Source organism: Marinobacterium arenosum (genome assembly GCF_019795155.1).
GTDB classification, from domain to species: domain Bacteria; phylum Pseudomonadota; class Gammaproteobacteria; order Pseudomonadales; family Balneatricaceae; genus Marinobacterium_C; species Marinobacterium_C arenosum.
Map to the genome: position 1 here is coordinate 1 of NZ_JAILYN010000048.1, position 18984 is coordinate 18984.

The window sequence follows — 18984 nt, forward strand, 5'->3', positions numbered from 1 at the left end:
GCGTCGGCGGAGCATCCCCTCCACACCAGTCGGCTGGAGGGGATTAACAACAAGATCAAGGTAATCAAGCGCATGGCTTATGGCTATCGTGATACCGAGTACTTCTTTATGAAGATCAAAGCAACCTTTCCCGGTAAACGACGATGAACCACAAAAAAGCCCGGCACGGGGTGCCGGGCCGGGTTTGCTGCTCAGTTCACTGAGAGTGCCAGGGGACCTGTTCTGTTACGCGGGGCTGTCAGCCAATCGTACCGTCCAGCGGGCTGGATGCGCTGGCGTATTTTTTACGTGGCATCCGGCCGGCCAGGTAAGCTTCACGGCCGGCCTCGATCGCTTTTTTCATCGCCGAGGCCATCAGGATCGGGTTCTTGGCGGCGGCGATGGCGGTGTTCATCAACACTGCCTCGCAACCCATCTCCATCGCCACCGCCGCGTCGGAAGCGGTGCCGACACCGGCATCGACCAACACCGGTACGTTGGCTTCCTCCATGATGATGCGGATATTGTGCGGATTGAGGATGCCGAGCCCGGAGCCGATCAGTGAGCCCAGCGGCATCACCGCCACGCAGCCCATCTCCTCCAGCTGCTTGGCGACGATCGGATCGTCGTTGGTATAGACCATTACCTTGAAGTTGTCCCGGACCAGCTGCTCGCAGGCTTTCAGGGTTTCGACGATGTTCGGGTAGAGGGTCTTCTGATCGCCCAATACCTCCAGCTTGACCAGATCGTGGCCGTCCAGCAGTTCGCGGGCCAGCTTGCAGGTACGCACGGCATCGGCGGCGGTGTAGCAGCCGGCGGTGTTCGGCAGGATGGTGTATTTTTCCGGCGGCACCGCGTCCAGCAGGTTCGGCTCGTCCGGATGCTGGCCGATATTGGTGCGGCGTACCGCCACGGTGACGATCTCGGCGCCGCTGGCCTCGATTGCCCGACGGGTTTCATCCAGGTCTCGGTACTTGCCGGTGCCGACCAGCAGCCGTGAGTGATAGGCCTTGCCGTCGATAAACAACGGGTCAGAGTAGATAGCTGTCTGTGCGGTCATCAGTGACTCCTGTTCTTTAAATCGCCGGCTGCCCGGGAACTGGTATGAAACGCGAATAGCCCTTCAACCACCGCCAATAGCCTGTACCACTTCAATCTGGTCGCCATGCTCCAGCCGGGTGGTGCCGTGCTGGCTACGCGGCACGATCTCCAGGTTGCGTTCGATGGCGACGCGCCTTCCGCTCAGCTCCATCTTGGCAAGCAGATCAGTCAAGCTGGTGTCCGGGGCCAGGTTCATTGGCTCGCCGTTTACATGTATCTCGATCATCAACTCTTCTTTCCAGATCACGGCAGTGGTGGTGTCGGTTCCAACCATTGTGGCGGATATCTTCGAGCCCTAATCCTCGCTTTGTTACCTCGACCTTATAAGGTCCAGATGGCCGGCGGTTATGAGACCACCATTCAGCCCTCGAAGAGTTGTTGGATGTTGGCGCCGCGTCGAACTCCGTCTCTGTGTTGCTTCCAGCAATGCGTGCGAGTTCGACCCGGATTTCAAAGGGTGTTGCTTGAGGTATTTGCGATGCAAATGCAAATATTTGAACTATTGATTTTTCTTATGTCGTGGCCGGCACTAGGATCAATTTCAGTTGATCAGCGAATGGCCACAGCAAGCCCGGAAGCGATCACCTGACCGATATCTGCCCACCTGTTGCAGGGGCTGGTTTGAAACAAAGACAAAAATAAGAGGAACCTAAATATGCAGATGCCACAAACGCTTTCCATCCCTAATGGCGAGAAGGTGCGACCGACTTTCTCCGATCAGGAGATGAAATCGCGCTTGGACACACTCCGTCGTTATATGGCGGAAAATGACCTGCATGCGGTGCTGTTTACCTCCTACCACAACATCAACTACTACAGCGACTTCGTGTACTGCCGCTTTGGCCGCGACTACGGCCTGGTTGTGACCCAGGATTCTTTCACCACGGTGACCGCCAATATCGACGGTGGCCAGCCGTACCGGCGTAACCGGCTGGGCGACAATGTGGTTTACACCGATTGGAAGAAAGACAACTTCTTCTATGCGGTACAGCAGCTGATCAAGGATGGCGGCAAGGTCGGTATCGAGTTCGACCATATGCCGCTGCAGAACCTGGAGAAGATGAAGGCGATCCTGCCCGAATCCCGGTTCGAAGATATCGGTGCGCCGACCATGAAGATGCGCATGGTGAAGTCGGCCGAAGAGATCGAGCTGATCAAGCAGGGCGCCCGTGTCGCCGACGTTGGTGGTGCCGCTATCCGTGATGCGATCGCCGTTGGAGTGCCGGAGTACGAAATTGCGCTGGCCGGCGTGCAGGCGATGGTTCGCGAGATCGCCGGTACGTTCCCGCATGGCGAGTTGATGGATACCTGGGTCTGGTTCCAGTCCGGCATCAACACCGATGGGGCCCACAACCCGGTGACCTCCCGCAAGGTGCAGGCGGGCGACATTCTCAGCCTCAACACCTTCCCGATGATCGCCGGTTACTACACCGCCCTGGAGCGTACGCTGTTCGCCGAATATGCCTCCGACCGCCATCTGGAACTCTGGGAGATCAACTGCAAGGTGCACCGCCGCGGTCTGGAGCTGATCCGTCCGGGTGCCCGCTGCTGCGATATCGCCGCCGAACTGAACGAGATCTTCCTGGAGCACGACGTGCTGCAGTACCGCACCTTCGGTTACGGCCACTCGTTCGGCACCCTGAGCCACTACTACGGCCGCGAAGCCGGACTGGAGCTGCGCGAGGATATCGACACGGTGCTGGAGCCGGGCATGGTGGTGTCGATGGAGCCGATGCTGATGCTGCCGGAAGGGATGCCGGGCGCCGGCGGCTACCGGGAGCACGACATCCTGGTGGTGGGCGAGAGCGGCGCTGAAAACATCACCCGTTTCCCGTTCGGCCCGGAATACAACATCGTGAAGGGCTAACTTACTGCCCGCCGGCAGCCACCTAAAGGGGCTGCCGGTCATTCGCAAGCCGTTCAGATTCCACTACGACAATAAATCTAACAAAGAGGTGGTCTATGACCCAGTTACGCAAAACCTTCACGCGGGCACTGGCAGCCGTTGCCCTGAGTGCCGCATCGTTGGCGGTCGCGATTCCGCAGTCCGCACAGGCGGCAGGCGGTGGCCATATCCTGGCCCATGTCATGCCGACCGACCATATCTTCAACAGCGTCTCCCAGGTGTTCATCAGCAAGCTTGATGAGCTGTCCGGCGGCACCATGAAGATTGAATATCACCCCGGGGGAGACCTGGGCGATTGGGCAACCATCACCGAACAGGTGATGCAGGGGGCGGTGCCGATGACCATGGCCTGGTCCAACTCGGAGCTGGACCCGCGGCTCGATATCGCCAACCTGGGCTACGTCGCTGACGACTGGGCCAGTGCCCGCCAGGTTTATGGGCCGGGCAGCAAGATGGACAAGCTGTTCTCAGAGATCTACGGCGGGCTGAACGTGGAGTTGCTCGGTACCCTGCCGACCGACTTTACCGGCTATGTGGTACGCAAGGGTGTCGATGTGCCGGTCAACGTTCCGCAAGATGCCAAGGGCTTCAAGATCCGCGTGCCCAACTATCCGATGGCGATCGACCGTTACAGCGCGCTGGGCTTCTCGGTCGTACCGATGGCCTTCTCCGAAGTACACACCGCACTGCAGACCGGCGCGATCGACGGCCGGGCATTTTCCCCGCCTTACGAAGTACTGCTGTTCCGGGATGTTTTGCGTGCCTACGTCTACACCCGTGAATCGTTCGAACCGACCTTCTGGATCGCCAGCCAGAGCTGGTTGTCCGGCCTGAGCGACCAGCAGCGTCAATGGGTGCACCAGGCGGCAAACCACGCCACGCAATGGGCATGGGACAACGCCGAGGCGTTCAGCCAGGGGTGGCTCGACAAGATCCGTGCCGCCGGCATCGAGGTGTTGGAGCAGGATCCCGCTCAGGCCGCCGTCTACAAGAAGACGGTAATGGATGTCGAGTGGCCGATCATGGAAAAGCTACTGGGCAAGCAGGTCATGGACGAGCTGAAGGTAACCGCTGGCCTGTAATGGCCGCGTCTGCCTAACCGTGGCCGGCAGGGTAGCTGTGTCGTTCAACGGCACCTGGCCTGTCGGCCCATCAACGCCTGACGCCACGTTTACGGTTTCTTCCACACTCTGCAACCGCAGTGCGGGGCACCAGCGACCAGCCTGATCGCGCGGTTGAGCGTGCTGGCGCCCTAAGGAGCTGAACTATGACGATCGAATACACCCATCCGGACGATCTGATCGGCCCGTCTCATGTAAAACCGGTACCGCCGTTGCCCTATGCCGCCAAGAGTCTGTTCTTCCGGGCCGAGCACTGGCTGGCGCAGCTGATTGCAGCGCTGATGGTCGCCTCAACCCTGTTGCTGGGGTTGTTGATGGCCAGCCAGGTACTGATGCGCTACGGCCTGGAATCGCCGTTTCTCGGCATCGAGGAGTTGGCCCCGATGCTGGCGCTCTGGGCGTACTTCATGGGCATGGTCTATGCCACCCGCGACCAGGACCATATCTCCGGCGGCGTGGTCGCCTTGTTGATAAGAAACAGGAGCCTGATCCGGGCCATCCGCCTGGCCGGCAGCCTGGCCTGTCTTGTGGCGACCGGCATCTTCGGCTACTACGCCTGGGATTTTGCCAGCTTCAATCTCGACCTCGGTAGAAAGAGCCTTTACATGCGCTGGCCCAAGTATCTATGGGATTTCAGCATGGTATCCGGCTTCACCCTGATGGGGTTCTATTACTGCCTGCAGATAATCGCCGAAGCGCGTGATCTGACGATGGCCAAAGGTAACAAGAAGTAAAACAGGTTGTGGCCATGACTGTATTTTTCCTAACTATCGCTGCTGTCATTATCCTGCTGCTGCTTGAGGTGCCGGTGGGGTTCTCATTCGGTATCGGCGCGCTGATCTACGGCGTCCTGAGCGGTACCGATATCTCTTTCCATGCCGGCTACGGGTATGCCCAGGTGGGCTCGTTTTCACTGCTGGCACTGCCGCTTTTCGTAGTGGCTGGTACGCTGATGGGCACCGGCGGCATCTCGGAACGGTTACTGAATTTCGTCAACAGCTTCGTCGGCCGCACCAAGGGTGGGCTGGGGGCGGTGACGGTACTGAGTTGTGCAATGTTCGGGGCGATCTCCGGCAGTGCCTCCGCTGCCATTGCGGCGATCGGTCGCATCATGGTGCCGCGGATGATCAAGGAAGGTTACCCGGAGGGCCACGCCACCGCGCTGGTGGCGGTGTCTTCGGTACTGGCGCTGATGATCCCGCCAAGCATTCCGATGATCGTGTTCGCCATCGCCACCCGTCAGTCGGTTGCCAAGGTGTTTCTGGCGACCATGTTGCCGGGTATCCTGCTGGCGCTGGTCTACTGTGTGCTCAATTTCCTGTTCTTGCGCAACAATACCAGCATCCGGGTGGCGCCAAGCTTGCCGTTGCGTGAAGTGGGGCAGGAGATCTGGGCCACCGGCAAGAAGGCCACGCTGGCGATCATCATGCCGTTCATTATCCTCGGCGGCATCTACAGCGGGGTGGCGACGCCGACCGAAGCGGGCGCAGTGGCACTGGTCTACACGCTGCTGGTGGGTTTCATCATCTACCGAACCATGACCTTCCATAATGTTTTCCATGCCACCAAGGAGGCGGCGATCCTGACCGGCTCGGTGATCATGGTGTTGTTCTTCCTGTTCATCATGAGTCGCGGCATGATTCTGGCGCAGATTCCGAACCAGTTCGCCGACCTGCTGCTCAGTGTTTCTGACAACAAGATCGTCTTGCTGCTGATCATCAACCTGCTGCTGCTGATCATGGGAATGATCGTGGACGATGTGTCCGGCGGCGTGCTGGCGGCGATCATTCTGATGCCGGTGGTGCAGAAGATCGGCGTTGACCCGGTCCACTTCGCCGCGATTGTCGGCACCAACCTGGGGTTGGGAAATATCTCGCCCCCCTGTGCGCCACTGCTCTATATGGCGGGAGGGGTGACCAAGCTGCCGCTGGATCGCTACATCGGCCCGACCATGAAGTTCCTGCTGTTGGGACATCTGCCGATGGTGTTTATCGTCACCTTTATCCCGGAACTTAGCCTGTTCCTGCCCACTCTGCTGGATTGATCCAATGACGGCCGCCTCGTTATGCGAGGTGGCCGTGGATACCCTGCAGTTCCGTGGTATTAGCAACCCAAATGCAGGTATTTAAAATATTGATTTAGTTTATTTGGGTGTCGGGGATAGCATGCTTCTTGTCGTATTCGGGATCTCATTGCCACGGGTATGACATCCATGCGCCACCAAAGTAGTGAAAACGGATGGCCGTAATGGGATTTATTGGCGTCCGTATTACTCGGAGAGTTTGCGGTTATCGCGACAACTGCAGAGAACTAACAATAACAAAAGCCGGGTCTGCCAAGGTTAAGCGGAAAGGAAGCATGTTTTGAATCAGCGGCAGGTCTGCTCGAAGAGGCCATAACATGTTGACCAGTTCCTGGGTAATGGACAGTTTCCTGACCTTAAACCTGATCGTCCTCGGCTGGACCACTGCGGTATATCTCTACCGCATCCGTAGCGACTTCCCTGATCTGTAACGCCCGGCAACACAGGTTTTCCCCGGTTAATACAATTATGCGGAGGTGCGCTCCATGGAATTCCATAGCGGATTCAACTGGACCATTTTGCTAGTGTCTTTTGCCGTGCTTATCTATCTGGGTTACCTGTCCAGCAGGGTAGTGCAGGATGATCAGTCGGGCTTTCTGGTGGCCGGGCGTTCGCTTGGCCCCTTTGTCGGTGCCGGCACGATTGCCGCGACCGGCTTCAGTGGTTGGGGGTTTATGGGATCGCCAGGCGTGGCCTACCAGTTCGGCGCTATCGAAATCCTCGGTAACTTTATGTTTGCGCCGGCGATGGTGCTTGCCGTGCTCTATTTTGCCGACTTCATGCGCAAGCGGGCCGAACGGTTGGGAAGCTTCACCATTCCCGAGTATGTCGCCCAACTGCATGCCGACGGGCCGGTGGCTCGGTGGTTGAAAGGGGTGGCGGCGTCGATAACCATCGTCCTGTTGCTGGTGTTCCTGACCAGTCAGATCAAGGCGGTGGGATTGCTTGGTGCATCCTGGTTGGGCATCGAGCTGGATAGCAGCGCCTTGCTGATGATCTCGGTGATCATCCTGTACACCATGCTCGGCGGGCTGGCAGCTGTGGCCTGGACCGACACCCTGATGGTGGTGGGGATGGCCGGTGCAGCGCTGATAATGATGGTGCAGATCTTTACTGATGTCAGTCTGGTGGAGCTGTTTGAAAAGCTGACAAGCATCGATCCCCAACTGGCCAATCCCATCTCCGCACAGCCCTATGGTGAAAGCCCGGGGGCGGTATTCCTGGTGTTGCCCTATGCCTTCCTGTTTAGCGCGGTATTGCCCTATATGGCTGTGCGCTTCCTGGCGATCAAACCGGAGGTGAAGATGCACCGGGTGGCAATCTGGCTGGCGCCGCTGGCCTGCCTGCTCAGCCTGGTGCCGATCGTGGGACTCTATATGCGGGTTCAGCAGCCCGCGCTGGCACAGGCCGACCAGACGATGCCGGCGTATCTGGCAACCTATCTGCATCCGGCATTGGGCAGCTTAGTTACCCTGTTCATTCTGTTTGCGATGAAATCGACGGCCAACTCGCTGCTGCATACGGTGGCGTCGGCAGCGTCCCATGACCTGCGCACCGCGTTGTTCCCCGACAGCAACCCGTCGGCAAAACGGCTGCTTTGGATAAACCGGCTGTGGGTACTGGGTTTGGGCGTCATTGGCTTATTGATGATGCTCTATACACCGCCGTTCATGCTCTCCTGGCTCGGTATCCTGGGAACCGGCACGTTGTTGGCCGCCATGATCGGTCCGGTATTCATCTCAAGTTTCTGGCGGGGCAACGGCTATGGCGCTATTGCGGCGATGAGCTCGGGCTTCGCAACCAGCGCGGGTTTTCTACTGATGACCGATGTCGGTTGGGTGGAAGGGCCCTTATACGGATGTGCGGTATCGAGTTGCCTCTACGTGCTGGTGAGCCAACTGACCTTTGCGAGAATGCCCAGGCACGGGGGCGGTCGAGGTCCGGCTGCCAAATCGGGGCTGATTAAGCCTGCCTGAGGCTGTCCGCACCTTACTGTTCGCTTTGTCTGTATTGGAGATTAGCTATGGTGACCTGGTTGGTAACGATCTCTGGCGATGACCGGCCCGATCTGCTGCAGCGATTCTCGGAATCCTTTGCGTTGCTGGAAGGGGTTTTTCTCGATAGCCAACACTCGGTAATGGAGGGCAAGCTCGTTGCCTTAGTGAAGGTGAGTTTCCCGGGCCAGTATCGAGATTTTGCGTACCAGAGCATCGCTCGTGTTGAATCGCAGGGGCTACAGATAGCTATTCAGGAACTCGCGGCGAATGATCTTGATGCAGGGGTGAGGCTGACGCTGGATCTGGCGGGTAGTTTCCGTTTCGGCATCGATCATGAGATTCGGCTGATTCTCGAGAGTCATGGTGCCAATATCGAACAACTGAATCAGCACTATATAGGGGAGCCCTCACTGGGCGAGCAGCAATTCAGCTCCCGTATCAGGGCCAACCTGAGCCGGCCGATCTCCGAAGCGAACCTGCTGCAGGCATTGAGCGGGCTGGCACCGGATCTGCGGGTTCAGATCGATACGGAAGAGCTGACCAGGGTCTGGTGCTAAAGGTTGAAGGTGGCTGGTTTTACCAGGCTTTCCTTCAGCCCCCGTTGCAGATGATCCAGTAACAGCCGCGCCGCCGGGGTCAGATTACCGCTATCGTAATTGAAGCCGATGGTGACCTTGCCCAGTTCCGGCAGTTGATCGTAGGTTTGGTGAGCATTCAACGAACCGGGTACGGTGTTCACGGCCAGCGCACTGATCCCCAAACCCGCCTCGATCGCCGACTGTATTCCCAGCAGGCTGGAGGTGCTGTACAGCACCCGCCAGGGGATGTTGGCTTTGTTCAGCGCCTCGATGATGTGCTGGCGATAGATGCAGCCTTTGGGGTAGAGCACCAGTGGTATTGGCTGGTCCTGATCCAGTGTGAAGGAGGGCCCTGTGATCCAATACAGCGGTTCGACAATATAGTCGTCTTCGCCGAACTGGTGTTCCGGATACTGGTCCATCGACATCACCAGGTCATAGGCGCCTTTGCGAAAATCCTGCCGCAGATTGATGCTCAGATCCGTCTGCACGTCCAGCGTGACATCCGGGTAGGCCCGGGTAAATTTCGACAGGGTTAATGGCAGAAAGGACACTTCGAAGTCGTTCGGGATTCCCAACCTGACAGAGCCGGAGATCGCCGGTGTGGTCAGGCGCGAGACGGCAGTGTCGTTGAGTTCGAGAATTTTGCGGGCATAACTGTAGAGTATCTGGCCCTCTTCGGTCAGCTTCATGCCGCCAGCCCGGTTGAACAGCTGTACGTTGACCAACTCTTCCAGCCGTTTCACCTGGAGGCTGATAGCCGGCTGAGAACGACCGAGCAGTTCACCGGCCTGGGTAAATCCGCCCAGATCGCTGATAGCGACAAAGGTGCGAAGAAGATCCGTCGGCAGGTTTTTCATCACTAATTCCGTAGCCAAGAAAGTTCAAGAATAGGCGTTAATATAACTCTTGTTAATCCCTGGGTTTAAAGAATTAGCGTTGTAAATAATTAAGCCTGCTCAGTGCGATGTTTCTGCCGTGCCTGGCTCGGCGACACGCCGAAATAGTCCTTGAAGCAGTGGCTGAAATGGGTCGAGCTGAGGAAGCCGCAGGCGACCGCGATGTTGGCGATCGATTCGTTGCTCTGCAGCAGCAGTCGGCGGGCGTGGGTGATGCGCAGCTCCAGGTAGTAGCGCGACGGTGGCGTGGAGAGGTGAGTCTGGAACAGCCGTTCAACCCGGCGCCGGGAACTACCGACGCAGGTGGCCAGTTCGTCAATGCTAAGCGGTTCCTCGATATTGGTGCTCATCAACCGCAACAGCTCGCGCAGCGTATCCGGAAAGCTCGGGTCGTCAGCCGTCTGCACCAGGCCGGTGGCACTGGGGTCGGCCCCCTTGTCGCAGCTTAGGATCTCGCGGATGGCGCGCACCATGTTGCTATCGTGCAGTTGCTCGATCAGCGCCAGCATCATTTCCAGTGCACTGCTTGGGCCGGCGCTGGTGATCCGGTCGCCGTCGATCTCCAGCGCCTGGTTGGACAGCTGGACCTGATTGAAGGTCTCCCGCATGAAAGCATGGTTGTCCGGGTGCAGCGCACAGCGTCGCCCGTTCAGCTGATCGGCATAGGCCAGCGCGATGGCACCGTTCCAGAGCCCGCCGAGAATGATTCGACGCTTGGCGGCGGTCTTGAGCTTGCTGGTCAGTAGCGGGTTTTCGGTCAGCGAACAGCGAAAGCCACCGCAGACGATCAACACGTCGACTGCGCCGTCACCATCCAGGTGCAGCTGGTTCAGCTCACCGTTGGCCGAGATGTCGATGCTCAGGTCGCTGCGTACCTGGGGATTGTCCAGTCCATAGCTGGAGATACTGAACAGTGGAGTGGTGCTGACCAGATTGGCGGTGACCAGGGCATCCACAGCCGCGGTGAATGCCATCATCGAGAAGTGTTCCAGCAGAACGAAACTGACCCGGATCGGCTTGTCGGGCAGCGGTCTGGCCGGCAGAAACGGGCTGTTGGTATCCCGCATCCGGTTGCTGAAATGGCGTTTGTTCAGGGTGTCTTGCATGGACGATTGTCTCGGGCGGTGGAACCTGAAAGCTGTCGGCAGTTGGCTACCTACACAGGGCTCATGGTATCCGCTGGGCGGTTAAATATCATCAGTTTGATTTTGCGGAAATTGATAAATCAATGAGTTAGTGACGGGCTCTTAGCTGGAATCAACTAACGATAAAAAGAGTGGGCGCGAGCCCCGGGAACGGAGATAGGGGCTCGCAAAGTACCGGGCCGCAGCCCGGTGTTGATTGGCTAGACGCTCGCTCAGGCGGCGACGGAGCCGTGCGGATCGATAACGAATTTCTTCGCCGCGCCGCCGTCGAAGTCGGCGTAGCCTTGCGGGGCTTCGTCGAGGCTGATCACCTTGACGTTGACCGCGTCGGCGATCTTCACCTTGCCGAACAGGATCGCCTGCATCAGCGGACGGTGATACTTCATCACCGGACACTGGCCGGTGTGGAAGCTGTGGGACTTGGCCCAGCCGAGGCCGAAGCGCATGCTCAGCGCACCCTGTTTGGCGGCGTCGTCGACCGCGCCCGGGTCTTCGGTGACGTACAGGCCCGGGATACCGATCTGGCCGCCGGCGCGGGTCAGCTGCATCGCCGAGTTCAGAACGGTTGCCGGTGCTTCCTTGCCGTGGTTGCAACCGCAGGCGTGAGCTTCGAAGCCCACGCAGTCGACGAAGGCGTCAACTTCGCGTTCGCCGAGGATCGCCTCGATCTTGTCGGCCATGTCGCCATCCTGGGTCAGGTCGATAGTTTCGCAGCCGAAGCTGCGGGCCTGGGCCAGGCGGTCTTCGATCATGTCGCCGACGATGACGCAGGCGGCACCCAGCAGCTGGGCGGAAACCGCTGCGGCCAGGCCGACCGGGCCGGCACCGGCGATGTAGACGGTGGAGCCCGGGCCAACGCCGGCGGTGACGCAGCCGTGGAAACCGGTCGGGAAGATATCGGACAGCAGGGTCAGGTCCTGGATCTTCTCCATCGCCTGGTCGGCGTCCGGGAACTTCAGCAGGTTGAAATCGGCGTAGGGCACCATGACGTATTCGGTCTGACCACCGACCCAGCCGCCCATGTCGACGTAACCGTAGGCGGCACCGGGGCGCGCCGGGTTGACGTTCAGGCAGATGCCGGTCTTGCCTTCCTTACAGTTGCGGCAGCGACCGCAGGCAATGTTAAAGGGGACCGATACCAGGTCGCCCTGTTTGATGAATTCGACGTCGCGCCCGCACTCGACCACCAGACCGGTGATCTCGTGGCCCAGCACCAGGCCGGACGGCGCGGTGGTGCGGCCGCGCACCATGTGCTGGTCGCTACCGCAGATATTGGTGGTGACCACTTTCAGGATGACGCCGTGGTCGCACTTGCGATTGCCGATCTCGAGCTTGGGGTAGGGGATGGACTCGACTGCGACTTCACCCGGACCCTTGTAGACTACGCCGCGGTTGGAATGACTGCTGCACATATCCACTTCTCCTTATTATTGTTTCAGGACCGCCTCACACTAGCGGTATCCCGGCGGCCGAACATGTCCAGAAGAGGCATCCGCATATCCAATAGAGACAATGTGTTATGGTGTAACAGAAACTGGCGGTGGGCCAAAAGGGCCGGAACAAGGCCGGCCCGGAGGGTTCAGATCGGTTGAGTGCGCCAGTCTGGATTGGCGAATTTTTCCACCAGAAAATCCACGCATTGGCGGATTTTTGGTGACAGGTGGCGGCTCTTCGGGTAGATCGCCCAGATTGCCGCTTCCTTGCAACGATAGTCTGCCAGCAACTCAACCAACCGGTTGTCGGCCAGATAGGGCTCGACATAGTAATCGGGCAGGTTGCCGATGCCGATGCCGGCCAATGCGGCGCTAAGCACCGAGAAACCCGAGTTGGCCTGCCAGTTGCCGGATACCCGGAACTCTTTCCGTTGCCCGTCCTGGTTGAGGGTCCAGCTATTTTTGGTGCCGACCAGGCAGTTGTGTCGCTGCAGTTCGGCCGGGGTTTGCGGCGCGCCTTGGCGCTCCACATAGTCCGGCGAAGCGACAATGTATTCGCGCCGTTCGCTAAGCCGTCGGGCCACCAGGCTGGAGTCTTTCAATACCCCGGTGCGGATCGCCAGGTCATAGCCCTCGCTGATCAGGTCCACCGGCCGGTTGGTCAGGTGGAACTGGAGTTCGAGGCCCGGGTTTTGCTGCATGAACTGGTTCATCATCGGCACGATGAAACGCTCGCCGAAGGTGGTGCCGCAGGTGATGCGCAGCAGGCCGCGGGGTTCGTCATTGAGCTTGGCTATCTGCTGTTCGGCGTTTTCCACCGCGTCCACCAAGTGGCAGCAGTGCTCATAGAACAGCCGGCCGGTTTCGGTCAGGGTGACCTTGCGGGTGGTGCGATACAGCAGCTGGGAGTTCAGCCGTGCTTCCAATCGGCTGATCAGTCGACTGACATGCGAGCTGGAGACCCGCATCCGGTTGGCCGCCGCCGAAAAGCTTCCCTGTTCCGCGACCCTGACAAAGGCTTCGATACTTTCCCAATGATGCATTGTGTAACTACTTGATAAATATGGCTGTTTTGTAAATTGTAGGACGGATGAGGGAGCTGTCTCAAGCCGGGGGTAGCTTGGTTGTACCCGGCGGCGGGATTCTATAGTCATAGGATGAACCCAACTATTGCGGTACTGCAATAATAAATTTCCGCATGGGTACAACATATCGGTTTCGCCTGGACCGAAAAGCGTATAGATTTTTTCCGACAGCAAAAAATTGATCTGCATCAAGTCTGATGGTTGTGGTGGTCTGGCCGGACTACCCTCAAGGTGCGACAGGGCGGTGAGGAACCCTGCGGTCTTGGGCATCGGGCTTGAGCTGATTCTGAACAATAAAAATTAGAAACATCGCGATTAACCGTCGTGACAGCAGTTTCAGCGACTGCTGGGAGTCCCGCAGATGACGATGACCAACGATAACCGTACCAGCCGCCAGCAGGGTGGCACCCGCCGAATCGGCTTCCTATTGCTCAACAACTTTACCCTGATCTCTCTGTCCTCGGCGATTGAACCGTTGCGGATGGCCAACCAGCTGTCCGGCAAGGAGCTCTACGACTGGTTCACAATCAGCGAAAGTGGTGAACCGACCACTGCCAGCGATGGTTTGAAGATCACACCAGATCTCAGCATCGGCGATAGTTTTGAGATCGACACGGTAATCGTCGTGGGTGGCGTGAATATCACCCGCAGTTACACCCCGAAGCAGCTTAAATGGCTGCAGACATTGGACCGTCGCGGCATACAGCTGGGAGCGGTTTGTACCGGTGCCTACGTACTGGCGGCGGCCGGCCTGTTGGACGGCCAGGAGTGTAGCGCCCACTGGGAGTGCCTGGCGTCGTTGCACGAGGCTTTTCCGAAAGTTGCCAGCACCAACCGGCTGTTCAGTATCAGCTCCAGCCGGCTGACCAGCTCCGGCGGCATCGTGCCGCTGGATATGATGCTCAGCCTGATCCGCCAGCAGCACGGCAATGAGTTGTCGACCGCTATCTCCGAGATGTTTATCTGCGACCGTATTCGTACCGAGCAGGATCATCAGCGGGTGCCGTTGCGGCATACTCTGGGTACCACCCAGCCGAAGTTGATCGAGCTGGTGGCGTTGATGGAGAGTAATCTGGAGGAGCCGATCAACCTGGATGAGCTGGCCAGCTATGTAGGCCTGTCGCGCCGTCAGCTGGAGCGGCTGTTCCAGAAGCACCTGGGTTGTTCGCCGTCGCGCTACTACCTGAAGCTGCGACTGACCCGGGCCCGCCAGTTGCTGCGCCAGACTTCGTTGTCGATCATCGAGGTGGCTTCGGCCTGCGGCTTCGTTTCAACACCGCATTTCAGCAAATGTTATCGTGCCTACCTGGGTATCCCGCCCCGTGACGAGCGTCGCGGGCTGAAGGGCTCGGTCGGCTGCGATCCGCAACCGCTGTTGCCGCAGAGCCTGTTGGCCCGGTCGGCAATGGATGGGGCGCTGAAGCCGGTATCGGTGGCGGCGCTCTCTGAAGCCAAGTTCGAACCGAGCTACGGCTCGGTGGCCGTGGCAGGCGGCGCCTGCTGACCTGGTAGATCGTTTCCCGCCATCACGGGCAGGGCGGTCGCCATCCGGTGGCCGCCTCTGCGCCGGGCCCGTTGTTGGGCTCTCCTCTATCTCTGCATATCGTCTAATCATCCCCTTCGTTTAGGTTCGGCTGCATCCGAGTCTGATCCATCTTTGTCGAATCGCTCCGGTTGGCGGCCAGGTTCTGCGGTCTATTTACCCATTTGATTCTGCTGCTGACGGTTTTGGAAATTTGGGTGTCGTTTCTGGTGATCTGCCAAACAAGCCAATGGATAGACTGCTGCTAAGGCGCTGTCCTGAGGTAGCCAAGGTCACGGACAGCGGAGAACAACAATAAGACGCATCCAAGCGTGCCCAACAGCAGGTGAGCTAATGAATCCGAAGGAACTGCATCAGGACGCCGTCGTTATCGACGGCCTGGTCATCGCCAAGTGGAACCGCGAACTGTTCGAAGATATGCAGAAGGGTGGTCTGACCGCCGCCAACTGCACGGTATCGGTCTGGGAAGGTTTCCAGAACACCGTTAACAATATTGTCGAGATGAACAACCTGATTGAGCAGAACAGCGATCTGTTGCTCAAGGTGCACAGCACCCGCGATATTCGTCGTGCCAAGGAGCTGGGTAAGACCGGCATCATCATGGGCTTCCAGAACGCCCACGCCTACGAGGATCAGCTAGGTTATGTGCAGGTGTTCAAGGATCTGGGCGTCGGCATCGTTCAGATGTGCTACAACACCCAGAACCTGGTTGGCACTGGCTGCTACGAGCGTGATGGTGGCCTGTCCGACTTCGGCCGCGAGATCGTCGCCGAAATGAACCGGGTCGGCGTGATGTGCGACCTTTCTCACGTTGGTTCCAAAACCTCCGAAGAGGTGATTCTGGAGTCCAAGAAGCCTGTTTGCTACTCCCACTGTCTGCCGGCCGGTCTGAAGGAGCATCCGCGCAACAAGTCCGATGAGGAATTGAAGTTCATCGCCGACCGTGGCGGCTTCATCGGCGTCACCATGTTCGCGCCCTTCCTGAAGAACGGCATCGACTCCACCATCGAAGATTACGTCGAAGCGATCGAGTACGTGGTCAACATCGCCGGTGAGGACCAGGTCGGTATCGGTACCGATTTCACCCAGGGGCATGACCAGCAGTTCTTCGAGTGGCTGACCCACGACAAGGGCTATGCCCGCCGGCTGACCCGCTTCGGCAAGATCGTCAACCCGGAAGGGATCCGCACCATCGGCGAGTTCCCGAACCTGACCGAGGCGCTGCTCAAGCGCGGTTTCTCCGAGCAGGCGGTGCGCAAGATCATGGGTGAAAACTGGATGCGCGTACTGGCCGACGTCTGGGGCGAGTAAGCCGCGTGCTGCACCGTTAACGACCAATACAAGAAAAAGAGATCAGGAGAAAGACCATGGGTGTACACGCACCGGAAATGCCGATCAATGTCGATGATGAAACCGGCGTATGGACCACTGACGCGCTGCCGATGCTCTACGTGCCGCGCCACTTCTTCGTCAACAACCATATGGGAATCGAAGAGGAGCTGGGGCCGGAGCGCTACGCGGAGATCCTCTACAAGGCCGGCTACAAATCCGCCCACTACTGGTGCGAGAAGGAAGCCGCCGAGCACGGCCTGAAGGGTGAGGCGGTCTGGCATCACTACATGAAGCGGCTCTCCCAGCGTGGCTGGGGCTTCTTCGTCACCGAGGAGCTGGATATCGAGAAGGGTACCGCCCGGGTTCGCCTGGAGCACTCGGCATTCGTCTATCAGTACGGCAAGGTCAACCGCAAGGTGGATTACATGTTCACCGGCTGGTTTGCCGGGGCGATGGACCAGATCGCCGAAAGCCTGGGCTACAGCGTACGCACCAAGGCCGAACAGACCCAGTGTGAAGCCGAGGAAGGCTGCGATTACGGCCTGTTCGAAGTAACACCGCTGTAAGGTTCTGCCGGCGGCGGGCCTGTATGGCCGGCCGCCAAACCGGACAACAACAATAAATGAATAAAACCGGACCCCGCCTTCCGGCGCCAGAACGACGCCCGATGCCAAGCCGGTTGCTGACAAGAGTTACGGGGTAACACCATGTCCCAGTTCGATGCACTGTTTCAGCCACTCAACATCAACAAGCTGACGATCCGCAACCGTATCGTCAGTACCGCCCATGCCGAGGTGTACGCCACCGACGGCGGCATGACCACCGACCGCTACGTGAAATACTACGAGGAGAAGGCCAAGGGTGGTTGTGGCCTCTGTATCTGCGGCGGCTCCAGCGTGGTCTCCATCGATAGCCCGCAGAGCTGGTGGAGTTCGGTCAACCTGTCCACCGACCGGATCATTCCGCACTTCCAGAACCTGGCTGACGCGGTGCACAAGCACGGCGGCAAGATCATGATCCAGATCACCCACATGGGGCGCCGCTCCCGCTGGGACGGTGAGAACTGGCCGAACCTGATGTCGCCGTCCGGCATTCGCGAGCCGGTTCACCGCGCCACCTGCAAGACCATCGAGGAGGAGGAGATCTGGCGGGTGATCGGCGATTTCGCCAAGGCGGCGGTGCGTGCCAAAGAGGGTGGCCTGGACGGCGTCGAGTTGTCCGCCGTGCACCAGCATATGATCGACCAGTTCTGGTCGCCGCGCGTCAACAAGCGTACCGACCAGTGGGGCGGAAGCTTCGAAAACCGCATGCGCTTCGGTATGGAAGTACTGAAAGCGGTGCGCGAGGCGGTCGGCCCGGACTTCGTGGTCGGCATGCGGATCACCGGTGACGAGTTCCATCCGGACGGTCTGAACCACGACGATATGAAGCAGATCGCCGCCTACTACGATGCCACCGGCATGGTCGACTACTTCGGCGTGGTGGGCTCCGGCTGCGACACCCATAACACCCTGGCCAACGTGATCCCGAACATGAGCTATCCGCCGGAGCCGTTCCTGCACCTGGCGGCCGGCATCAAGGAAGTGGTCAGCGTACCGGTGATCCACGCCCAGAACATCAAGGACCCGAACCAGGCCCAGCGTATCCTGGAAGCCGGTTACGTCGATTTTGTCGGCATGACCCGGGCCCATATCGCCGACCCGCACCTGATCGCCAAGATCAAGATGAACCAGGTCGATCAGATCCGTCAGTGCGTCGGCGCCAACTACTGCATCGACCGTCAGTACATGGGCCTGGACGTGCTCTGCATCCAGAACGCAGCCACCTCCCGTGAGTACATGGGGCTGCCGCACATCATCGAGAAAACCGAAGGGCCGATCCGCAACGTGGTGGTTGTCGGTGGTGGTCCCGGCGGTATGGAAGCCGCACGTGTGGCGGCCGAACGGGGACACAAGGTGACCCTGGTGGAGAAAGCCGATGAGCTCGGCGGCCAGATCAGCATCGCCGCCAAGGCGCCGCAGCGCGACCAGATGGCCGGTATCACCCGCTGGTTGGCGATGGAGCTGGACCGTCTGGGTGTCGATCTGCGGTTGGGCAGCGAAGCCAACGCCGACATGATCCGCGACCTGAAACCGGACGTCTGCATCCTGGCCACCGGCGGCCGGCCGTTCGTCGATCAGAATCCGGAGTGGGGCGCAGAGGAGGGGCTGGTGGTTTCCAGCTGGGATATCCTCAACGGTACCGTGGAGCCGGGCAAGAACGTGCTGATCTACGACACCATCTGCGAATTCTCCGGCATGTCCGCCGCCGACTACCTGGCGTCGAAAGGCTCGCTGGTCGAACTGGTCACCGATGATATCAAGCCGGGCGTCGGCATCGGCGGTACCACCTTCCCGACCTACTACCGCAGCCTGTACGAGAAGGAGGTGATCATGACCTCCGACCTGCTGCTGGAGAAGGTTTACCGTGAAGGCGACAAGCTGGTGGCGGTGCTGGAGAACGAGTACACCGGCCAGCAAGAGGAGCGGGTGGTCGACCAGATCGTGGTCGAGAACGGCATCCGTCCGAATGAGGCGCTGTACTACGAGTTGAAAGCAGAGTCGCGCAACAAGGGGCAGATCGACAACGAGACGCTGTTTGCGGCCGAGCCGCAGCCGGTATTGTCGGAGTCCGGTGACGGCATGATCCTGTGGCGCCTGGGCGACTGCGTCTCCCAGCGCAACACCCATGCTGCCATCTATGATGCGCTGCGTCTCTGTAAAGATCTCTGATCGGGTTGCCG

17 protein-coding genes are annotated in these 18984 nt (G+C 59.1%); 11 read left to right on the forward strand and 6 right to left on the reverse strand.

Annotated elements, in window-relative coordinates; all coding sequences use genetic code 11:
* A partial coding sequence (locus tag K6T12_RS17350; RefSeq protein ID WP_222224165.1) for a transposase occupies positions 1-147 on the forward strand: 147 nt, incomplete at its 5' end.
* A gap of 91 nt (positions 148-238) precedes the next feature.
* Here the strand turns inward: K6T12_RS17350 and K6T12_RS17355 are convergent.
* Both K6T12_RS17355 and thiS read right to left on the reverse strand, forming a co-directional pair.
* Positions 239-1039: a thiazole synthase gene (locus tag K6T12_RS17355; RefSeq protein ID WP_222224139.1), complete on the reverse strand. Its 801-nt coding sequence runs from the start codon at positions 1037-1039 to the stop codon at positions 239-241.
* Positions 1040-1102: 63 nt separating this feature from the next.
* Positions 1103-1354, reverse strand: a complete 252-nt coding sequence (thiS, locus tag K6T12_RS17360) for a sulfur carrier protein ThiS (protein WP_390879096.1) — start codon at positions 1352-1354, stop codon at positions 1103-1105.
* A 381-nt stretch (positions 1355-1735) separates the two neighbouring features.
* Here thiS and K6T12_RS17365 point away from each other — a divergent pair, with 381 nt between their 5' ends.
* From K6T12_RS17365 to K6T12_RS17390, 6 genes are all read left to right on the forward strand, one after another.
* The gene (locus tag K6T12_RS17365) at positions 1736-2947 is read left to right on the forward strand and encodes a M24 family metallopeptidase (RefSeq protein WP_222224140.1); all 1212 of its coding nucleotides are present in this window, start codon (positions 1736-1738) and stop codon (positions 2945-2947) included.
* A gap of 95 nt (positions 2948-3042) precedes the next feature.
* Positions 3043-4068 (forward strand): TRAP transporter substrate-binding protein DctP, encoded by a 1026-nt coding sequence (gene dctP, locus K6T12_RS17370; protein ID WP_222224141.1) that lies wholly within the window; start codon positions 3043-3045, stop codon positions 4066-4068.
* Between the two features lie 185 nt (positions 4069-4253).
* Entirely contained in the window at positions 4254-4841 is a 588-nt protein-coding gene (locus tag K6T12_RS17375; protein ID WP_222224142.1) for a TRAP transporter small permease, read from the forward strand.
* A 14-nt stretch (positions 4842-4855) separates the two neighbouring features.
* The gene (locus tag K6T12_RS17380; RefSeq protein ID WP_222224143.1) at positions 4856-6151 is read left to right on the forward strand and encodes a TRAP transporter large permease; all 1296 of its coding nucleotides are present in this window, start codon (positions 4856-4858) and stop codon (positions 6149-6151) included.
* Between the two features lie 524 nt (positions 6152-6675).
* Positions 6676-8166, forward strand: coding sequence for a sodium:solute symporter family protein (locus K6T12_RS17385; protein ID WP_222224144.1), 1491 nt, complete (start codon positions 6676-6678; stop codon positions 8164-8166).
* Between the two features lie 47 nt (positions 8167-8213).
* Entirely contained in the window at positions 8214-8744 is a 531-nt protein-coding gene (locus K6T12_RS17390) for an ACT domain-containing protein (RefSeq protein ID WP_222224145.1), read from the forward strand.
* On the opposite strand, the gene K6T12_RS17395 is transcribed toward K6T12_RS17390, so the two are convergent.
* The 4 genes from K6T12_RS17395 to K6T12_RS17410 form a co-directional block, all read right to left on the reverse strand.
* Entirely contained in the window at positions 8741-9625 is an 885-nt protein-coding gene (locus K6T12_RS17395; RefSeq protein ID WP_222224146.1) for a LysR substrate-binding domain-containing protein, read from the reverse strand. The genes K6T12_RS17390 and K6T12_RS17395 overlap by 4 nt on opposite strands.
* Before the next feature lie 89 nt (positions 9626-9714).
* Positions 9715-10770 (reverse strand): GlxA family transcriptional regulator, encoded by a 1056-nt coding sequence (locus K6T12_RS17400; RefSeq protein ID WP_222224147.1) that lies wholly within the window; start codon positions 10768-10770, stop codon positions 9715-9717.
* Positions 10771-11021: 251 nt separating this feature from the next.
* On the reverse strand, positions 11022-12221 hold the full coding sequence (fdhA, locus tag K6T12_RS17405; RefSeq protein ID WP_222224148.1) for a formaldehyde dehydrogenase, glutathione-independent: 1200 nt from the start codon (positions 12219-12221) through the stop codon (positions 11022-11024).
* A 167-nt stretch (positions 12222-12388) separates the two neighbouring features.
* Complete coding sequence (locus K6T12_RS17410) at positions 12389-13285, reverse strand: LysR family transcriptional regulator (RefSeq protein WP_222224149.1); 897 nt, start codon at positions 13283-13285, stop codon at positions 12389-12391.
* Between the two features lie 409 nt (positions 13286-13694).
* Here K6T12_RS17410 and gbdR point away from each other — a divergent pair, with 409 nt between their 5' ends.
* The 4 genes from gbdR to dgcA all read left to right on the forward strand — a co-directional run bounded on the left by gbdR (position 13695) and on the right by dgcA (position 18973).
* Positions 13695-14831 (forward strand): choline metabolism transcriptional regulator GbdR, encoded by a 1137-nt coding sequence (gene gbdR, locus K6T12_RS17415; protein ID WP_222224167.1) that lies wholly within the window; start codon positions 13695-13697, stop codon positions 14829-14831.
* 372 nt (positions 14832-15203) lie between these two features.
* A complete protein-coding gene (locus K6T12_RS17420) occupies positions 15204-16181 on the forward strand; it encodes a dipeptidase (protein WP_222224150.1) in 978 nt (325 codons plus the stop codon).
* A 56-nt stretch (positions 16182-16237) separates the two neighbouring features.
* Positions 16238-16768 (forward strand): 4-vinyl reductase, encoded by a 531-nt coding sequence (locus K6T12_RS17425; protein WP_222224151.1) that lies wholly within the window; start codon positions 16238-16240, stop codon positions 16766-16768.
* Between the two features lie 141 nt (positions 16769-16909).
* A complete protein-coding gene (gene dgcA, locus K6T12_RS17430; protein WP_222224152.1) occupies positions 16910-18973 on the forward strand; it encodes a dimethylglycine demethylation protein DgcA in 2064 nt (687 codons plus the stop codon).
* Positions 18974-18984: the final 11 nt, after the last annotated feature.